This is a genomic window from Methylobacterium bullatum, assembly GCF_014845095.1.
Lineage (GTDB): Bacteria > Pseudomonadota > Alphaproteobacteria > Rhizobiales > Beijerinckiaceae > Methylobacterium > Methylobacterium bullatum.
The window spans coordinates 1-7406 of the sequence record NZ_NKUG01000228.1; the positions used below are offsets into that span (position 1 = coordinate 1).

General features: G+C 69.2%; 8 protein-coding genes. 6 read left to right on the forward strand and 2 right to left on the reverse strand.

The window, feature by feature from the left end:
* Positions 1 to 28: 28 nt before the first annotated feature.
* Together MBTS_RS22405 and MBTS_RS22410 are read right to left on the reverse strand one after the other, a co-directional pair.
* Positions 29 to 1015, reverse strand: a complete 987-nt coding sequence (locus MBTS_RS22405) for a YVTN family beta-propeller repeat protein (RefSeq protein WP_192216519.1) — start codon at positions 1013 to 1015, stop codon at positions 29 to 31.
* A gap of 154 nt (positions 1016 to 1169) precedes the next feature.
* Positions 1170 to 2396, reverse strand: a complete 1227-nt coding sequence (locus tag MBTS_RS22410) for an ABC transporter substrate-binding protein (RefSeq protein ID WP_192216520.1) — start codon at positions 2394 to 2396, stop codon at positions 1170 to 1172.
* 320 nt (positions 2397 to 2716) lie between these two features.
* On the opposite strand from MBTS_RS22410, the gene MBTS_RS22415 reads away from it, so the two are divergent.
* Genes MBTS_RS22415 through MBTS_RS22440 form a run of 6 tightly spaced genes read left to right on the forward strand, consistent with a single transcriptional unit; the run spans position 2717 to position 7266 of the window.
* Positions 2717 to 3235, forward strand: coding sequence for a DUF3280 domain-containing protein (locus MBTS_RS22415; RefSeq protein ID WP_192216525.1), 519 nt, complete (start codon positions 2717 to 2719; stop codon positions 3233 to 3235).
* Positions 3236 to 3270: 35 nt separating this feature from the next.
* Complete coding sequence (locus MBTS_RS22420) at positions 3271 to 3978, forward strand: (5-formylfuran-3-yl)methyl phosphate synthase (RefSeq protein WP_192216521.1); 708 nt, start codon at positions 3271 to 3273, stop codon at positions 3976 to 3978.
* Positions 3975 to 4553 carry an amino acid kinase family protein gene (locus MBTS_RS22425; protein WP_192216522.1) on the forward strand — a complete coding sequence of 193 codons (579 nt, stop codon included), beginning with the start codon at positions 3975 to 3977 and terminating at the stop codon, positions 4551 to 4553. Before MBTS_RS22420 ends, MBTS_RS22425 begins: the two co-directional genes overlap by 4 nt.
* A complete protein-coding gene (locus tag MBTS_RS22430) occupies positions 4550 to 6106 on the forward strand; it encodes a DUF6513 domain-containing protein (RefSeq protein WP_192216523.1) in 1557 nt (518 codons plus the stop codon). Before MBTS_RS22425 ends, MBTS_RS22430 begins: the two co-directional genes overlap by 4 nt.
* Before the next feature lie 4 nt (positions 6107 to 6110).
* Positions 6111 to 6707 carry a DUF447 domain-containing protein gene (locus MBTS_RS22435; RefSeq protein WP_192216524.1) on the forward strand — a complete coding sequence of 199 codons (597 nt, stop codon included), beginning with the start codon at positions 6111 to 6113 and terminating at the stop codon, positions 6705 to 6707.
* A 28-nt stretch (positions 6708 to 6735) separates the two neighbouring features.
* Entirely contained in the window at positions 6736 to 7266 is a 531-nt protein-coding gene (locus MBTS_RS22440; protein WP_056149525.1) for an SRPBCC family protein, read from the forward strand.
* The last annotated feature ends 140 nt before the right edge of the window (positions 7267 to 7406 follow it).

The window sequence follows — 7406 nt, forward strand, 5'->3', positions numbered from 1 at the left end:
TCCCCACAAGGGGGAGGGGAAGTGCACCTCAATTCGGCGACACCGCCACGCCCCAGGGCAGCAATCCCACCGGGATGCTCTTGATGACCTTGTTCGCCTCCACATCCACCACCGAGACGTCGTTGGAGGAGCCGTTGGTGGAGAACAGAAACTTCTGGTCCGGCGTGAAGGCGAGCTGCCACACGCGCTGCCCCACGGGCAGGTACTTCTCGACGTTGTAGGTCTTGGCGTCGATCACCGCGATGCGGTTGGCGGGCCCCAGGGCCACGAAGGCCTTGGTGCCGTCCTTGGTGATGCGGATGCCCACGGGCTGGATCGCCTCCTCGTTCACGCCGGCGATCTTGAAGGCGATCTTGTTGATCACCCTCCGCGCGGCGACGTCGATGATGCTGATCGTGCCGCCGACCTCGGCCGAGACCCAGAGGAACTTCCCGTCCGAGGTGAATTCGGCAAAGCGCGGTCGCGCATCCACCAGCACATTGTCGATCACCTGGAACGTGGTGGTGTCGATGAAATGCGCCATGTTGGTGGTCTCGGAGGTGTTCACCAGGATCTTGCCGTCCGGCGACAGGCCCATCCCCTCCGGCTCCACCCCCACGGGCACCTCGGCCAGGACCTTGTTCTTCTCGATGTCGATGACGGTGACCTGGCTGTCGTCCTCGTTGGCGACGTAGAGCGGGTTGCCGCCCGGCCCCAAGATGAACTGCTCGGGATCGGGTCCGGAGCGGAGCGAGCGCACCACCTTGCCGGTGGCGGTGTCGAGCACGTCGATGCGGTCGTCGTCGCTGGCGCAGACGAACAGCTCCTTGCCGTCCTTGCTCGTCGTCACCCCGCGGGGGCGCCGACCGACCTTCCAGGTTCCGGTCACGGCCATCGTCGCCGTGTCGATGACGCTGACGGTGTTGGCCTTCTCGTTGGTCACGTAGACCGTGTAGGCCTGCGCGGTGGCGCTCAGAGCCATCGTCGCGCCGACGAGGGCGGCCACACACACGCCTGCCTTGAAGCCGAAGCTCATTCCGTCTTCTCCCTGGGCATCGCTTCTTTGCGCGATTGACAGTGATTATAGTGCAGTTTGTCCTGACGGGGAGCGCATGCCTGCACGCGGAACGCAAGCGCGTTGCCGCAGGACGGGCGCGAAAATTCGCAGATCCCCGAACATTCGCGGACCGTCAGAACCGACACGCCGTCTCGGGAAGGTCGACACCGAGGGTGTCCAGCGGCGTGCGCTGATGGGTGAAGCCCTGCTCGGGCGCCACGGTCACCATGGCCTTGGGCTGCACCACGATGATCGGCTGGCGCAGCTGGTGGTCCCAGGGACGGTAGGTCAAGGAGACACCCTTGTAAGCGGGCAGGCTGAAGGCCGGGTCGGCGAAATAGGGGGCGAGCACGACCGGATCGGCGGTCTTCTTCTGCGTCGCCGCCTCGCCCACTGAGCGCACGGCCGCCCAGACCTGGTAATCGAGAGGCCGCATCAGCCGGCCGGCGAGACGCCGGAAGCGGTTCTGCGCCTGCGCCGCCCCCCAGGTCTCCAGGGTCGGGTGCCAGGTGGCCGCAATGAGCCCCTGCGTTCCCGCGACCGGCCGGGGGTCCACCGTGCGGAAGGGGACGTAGTCGCCCCAATCGTTCGCCTCGTCGGCGACGATGGCGAGGTCGTAATCGACGCCGCGGGTGAAGACCATCGCCTCGGAGCGGGTCGGCGTGTCGCCCCGCGCCTTGGCGAGCGGGCCGAAGGTCCAGGGCTTCTCGGCGGTGATCTTCAGGGAGAACTTCTTGGCCGAGGCCCGGAACGCGTCGGCATAGAGCTTGTCGTTGTCGTTGGGGCCGACGATCAGGAACATCTTGCGCCAGCGCATCAGCGTGAAGAACTGCGCCAGCGCGTCGGTCTGCATCGCCCGGCTCGGGATCACGTGGAAGACGTTTTTGCGGCAATCGGCGCCGCGCAGGCGGTCGTCGGGCGCGGCGGTGTTGAACACGGTCACGCCCTCGCCCTTGACCGCGTCGGCGACCGCCAGAACCTCGTCGGCCGGCAGGGCCAGGACGAGATAGCGGATCCCCTTGCCCACGAGGTCGCGGGCGGCGTCGACGGCGCTCTTGCCCTCCGTGAGGGCGACCTCGTCGAGGGCGTAGGTCTGCTTGGTGAAGCGCCCGGTCGTATTGTTGTCCTTCACCGCCATGCGGGCGCCGGCGACGCCCTCATCCTCCGGCGCGGCCTCGGCATCGTAGGAGGACGGCGCGATCTCGGGCCGGTAGATCAGGCCGATATGGGTGTCACCCGGAGCGGCCTCCGCCGCCTGCGCGGAGGCCGCCGGTTCCTGCGCCACCGCGAGGGACGCCGTGCCGCCGAGGCCGAGCGTGAGGACGAGGGCGGCGGATCGGGAGAGGAGCGATGCGTTCATACGGTCGGCACGCTAACAACATTGCGCGCATACGCTCAATCGCGGAAGCATAAGGAAACCCTAAGGCGCGGCGGAGCGTCGCTTGCGCGCCGATGGACACGAATACACGCGAGATCGCTCCGCGCCGGCGAGCCGATTTGCACGACTTGTCAAATCCGGTCACTGCTCGACTTTGAAGGCTCGGGCGCGGTGTCCGCCGCAGGCCGCATCGATCGTGACACAGGTTCGCCATGTCCCCATTCGTCAGGTCTCGTCGCGCCACGCCCATGATGCCAAAGTCCGTGAAGTCATTGCCGCCAACCGGCCTCGGACGCGCGGTGATGCGGCCCGCCGCCCTCGCCCTGGCCGCGATCCTGGCCGGATCGCTCCTGGCAGGACCGGCCCTCGCCGCTCCCGACAAGGCGGCGATCTTCGGCATCGAGCTCAACGATCCGGGTGTGGTCGGCGGCCGCAAGGCGCGTCCCGACGAGGCTCGACGCCTCGCCCTGGTCACGGAGGAGCTCCGCAAGGCGCTCACCGCCGGCAATGCGGTGGAGGTCGTGGACGTGGCGCCCCAGGCCGCCGAGATCGCCAAGCAGGCTCCCCTCTTCAAATGCGAGGGCTGCGCCGCCACCATCGCCAAGACCCTCGGGGCCGATCTCGCCGTCAACGGTTTCGTGGAGAAGGGCTCCAACCAGATCTTCAATCTCTACGTCCTCATCTCGGACGCCGCTTCCGGCAAGGTCGTGCGGGCTGGACAGGTGGTGATCCGGGCCGATACCGACGACACATGGGCCCATGCCATGCGATGGGTGGTCAAGAACCGCCTCCTGGCCGAACCCTTGCCCAACCGATCCTGAGTCTCCCGTTGCCCCATCATTCCGTGTCGAAGCCGATGTCATCCGATCTGCGCGCGCGTCCCCGCCTCCTCGTCAGCGTCCGCGACGCGGACGAGGCCGTGATGGCGGCGCGGGCGGGCGCCGACCTCGTCGATGCCAAGGACCCCGTCCGGGGCGCGCTCGGGGCGCTCCCCGTCGAGACGGTCCGGGCGATCGTCGCGTCCATCGCGGACGTGGCCGTCAGCAGCGCGGTGGCCGGCGAGCCGCAGGACGCCGCCTCCCTGCCCGGATCGGTGGCGGCGATGGCCGGGACCGGCATCGGCTACGTCAAGGTCGCCGTGCGGGCCGATTTCGACGACGACGCCCTCGCCGCCGCGGCGCGGGCCGCCCCCGGCCGCCTGATCGCGGTCCTCTTCGCCGGAGCACCGATGCCGGACGACCTCGTCGGCCGCCTCGCCGGGGCGGGCTTTGCCGGGGTGATGATCGACACCGCCACCAAGGACGGCCGGCGCCTCGGCGACCTCCTGCCCGCCCCTCGCCTCTCGGCCTTCACCGCCGACGCCCGCCTGCATGGCCTGCTCTCCGGCCTCGCGGGATCGCTGACGATCGCCGACATCGCCGTCCTCGCCGCGCACCGGCCGGACTATCTCGGCTTTCGTGGCGGCCTCTGCTTCGGCAGCGACCGGACGCGCGGCCTCGACGCGGAGCGCGTGGCCCTGGCCGTGCAGACTCTTCGCGGGCTCGACCGGCGGAACGCGGCGTGACGGGCGCGCCTCCCACCATCGTGAAGCTCGGCGGCAGCCTCGTCTCGGACGCGGCGCGGCTCGGACGCCTTCTCGGCGCACTGGCGGATGGCGGCGAGGGCCGCTGCGTCGTCGTGCCGGGCGGCGGCCCGTTCGCCGATGCGGTGCGTCAGGCCCAGGGGCGGCTGGGCTTCTCGGACGCCCTCGCCCACCGCCTCGCCCTCGATGCCATGGGCCGGATGGCGGAGGTGCTTTCGGAGGGCGAGCCGCGCCTCGCCATCGTGCGCAGCGTGAGGGAAGCCCGCTCGGCCGAGGCGCCTGTCATCTGGGACCCTGTCGCGCTGAAAGACGGGCATGCTTCCATCCCCGAGACCTGGGACGTCACGTCGGACACCCTCGCCCTCTGGCTCGCCACCGAACTCGGGGCACCCCGCTGCATCCTGGTGAAATCCATCGATCGCCCGGCGGGTGCGAGCCTGTCCGACCTCGTCCGGATGGGCGTGGTCGACGCGGCCTTTCCCGCCTTCGCCGCGTCCTACGCTGGCGAGATCGTGATCCGGGGTCCGGGCGCGGACATCGTAAGGGCCGCCGCGTGAGCACGCCCGAACATCTCGTCTTCATCACCGGCCGGATGGCGAAGGCGCGCCTGGAGAAGGTCGCCGCGACCCTGCCGGCCGAGCGCTTCGCCTGGAGCATCGCCGATGCGGGCGTGAAAGTGGCGGCCCTGATGACCGAGGAGATCATCCGCCGTCGCGTGACGATCCCAGAGGGCGCCACGCGCATCGTCCTGCCGGGCCGCTGCCGCGCCAATCCGGAGGCGTTGTCCGCCCATTTCGGCCTGCCGGTGGAGCGCGGGCCGGACGAGGTGGTGGACCTTCCGGCCTATCTCGGCCTCGCGGGACGCAACGTCGATCTCTCACGCCACGATCTGCGCATCTTCTCCGAGATCGTCGATGCCTCGAAGATGACGCCTGAGCAGATCCTGGCCAAGGGCCTCGACCTGGCGCGACGCGGCGCGGACGTGATCGATCTCGGCGGCCTGCCCGACACCGAGTTCCCGCATCTCGAAGAGTGCGTGCGCCTGCTGAAAGGGGCGGGGCTGAAGGTCAGCGTCGATTCCTTCTCCCTCGACGAGTTGACCCGCGGGGCGAAGGCCGGGGCCGACTTTCTCCTCAGCCTCAACGAGGAGACCCTGGACCTCGCCTTCGAGACCGATGCGGTGCCGGTCCTGGTGCCGATGCGGCCCGACGACCTGCCCTCCCTCGACCGCGCCATCGAGCGCATGGAGAAGGCCGGCCGGCCCTACATGGCCGACCCGATCCTGGAGCCGATCCATTTCGGCTTCGTCGAGTCGATCACGCGCTATCACGAGACGCGCAAGCGCTGGCCCGGCATCGACATGATGATGGGCACCGGCAACCTCACCGAACTCACCGAGGCCGACAGCCTCGGTGTCACCGCCCTCCTGGTCGGCATGTGCTCGGAACTGTCGATCCGCAACGTCCTAATCGTGCAGGTCTCCAACCACACGCGGCGCACGGTGGAGGAGCACGACGCCGCCCGCCGGGTGATGTTCGCCGCAAAGGCCGATACCGCCCTGCCCAAGGGCTACGGACGCCAATTGCTGGCCTTGCACGACAAGCGCCCCTTCGTGCAGACCCCGGAGGAGATCGCGGCCCAGGCGGCGGAGGTGCGCGACCCGAACTACCGCATCGCGGTGGCCGAGGACGGCATCCACGCCTTCAACCGCGACGTCCACACGATCGGCACCGATGCCATGGCGTTCTTTCCCGATCTCGACGTCGCCGCCGACGGGGCCCACGCCTTCTATCTCGGTGGCGAGCTGACCAAGGCCGAGACGGCCTGGCGCCTCGGCAAGCGCTACGTCCAGGACGAGCCCCTGCGCTGGGGCGTCGCCGCGGACGAGGAGGTCGAGGACACCACCGCCTTCAAGAAGGCCGGGCATACCAAGCATTCCGGCCCCGGCGGCGCGGAGCGCACCACCCGCGATGCGACGCCCGTGGAGGCCGATGCCGGCAAGCCCGAATTGGTGGAATCCGGCGAGGCCAAGTCCTCAGACACCGAGGCCACGGGCGACAGGGGCGCGCGCATCGTCTGCGGCAAGCTCGTTCCCGCCGGCGAGTCCTGATCCGATGCCGCTGATCCTCGAGACCATCGTCACCACCACCTCGCCCGCGGGCGACCTGCATCTCGTGCCCTTCGGCCTCATCCGCGAGGGCGAGGAGTGGGTGCTCGCCCCATTCCGGCCCTCGCCCACCATCCTCAACCTCGACGCCAACCCGGTCTTCGCCGCGTCGAGCCCGAGCGACGTGCGGGTGATCGCCGGCGCGGTCACCGGGCGGCGCGACTGGGCGACCCTGCCCTGCGATCGCATCCCGGGCCGGCGCCTCGCCGAGAGCTTCGGCCATGCCGAGTTCGAGGTGATCGCTGTGGAGGACGATGCGACGCGCCCGCGCTACCGTGCCCGCATGGTACACAGCGCCAGCCACATGCCGTTCTTCGGCTACAACCGCGCTCAAGCTGCGGTGCTGGAGGCGGCGATCCTGTCGACGCGCCTGCACATGCTGGAGCCGGACAAGATCCTCACGGAGATGCGCTACCACGCCATCGCGATATCCAAGACAGCCGGGCCCGCCGAGCGCGAGGCCTGGGACTGGATCGAGGACAAGGTCGCCGCCGCCCTCGGGCGCGGCGAGCCGGTTCTCGCACGAGCCCCCCAAGCACCCTAGACGGTGCGTTCCCGAGGAGACAGGGTTGATGAGATTCAAGACGCTGGCCGCCGTGGCGGCGCTCGCCACGGTATCCTTTGCGGCGCAGGCCCATGGCCCGACCCGCCAGAAGGTCTCCCAGACCATCGAGATCAACGCCCCGGCCGACAAGGTCTGGGCCGTGCTCGGAAATTTCCAGGATGCCAGCTGGATTCCGGTCGTCGAGAAGACCGAGGGCAAGGGCGGCAACGAGGTCAAGGCCACTCGCGTCCTGACCCTCAAGGGCGGCGCCACGGTCGAGGAAGAGCTCGCCAAGTACGACGCCGAGAAGAAGACCTACATGTACCGGATCACCAAGGTGGACGTGAAGACGCTGCCGGTGAACGACTATTCCTCGACCATCGAGGTCGAGGGCGACGGCGCCAAGACCAAGGTCACCTGGCGCGGCGCGTTCTACCGCGGCTACATGAACAACGATCCGCCGCCGGACCTGAACGACGACGCCTCCAAGGCGGCCGTCCTCGGCCTCTACAAGGCCGGCCTGGATAACGTGAAGGCCAAGGCCGAGAAGGGCTCTTGAGCCTGTTTTGCCCTAGGGCCTCGGATCCGGTGGCTCGCACCGGACCGAGTGGCGACGCGCTCCTCCCTCCCCCTTGTGGGGAGGGACCGAGGGTGGGGGTGGCTCTGCCGGCCTCGGCAGCAGGAGGGTCGCCCGACCAC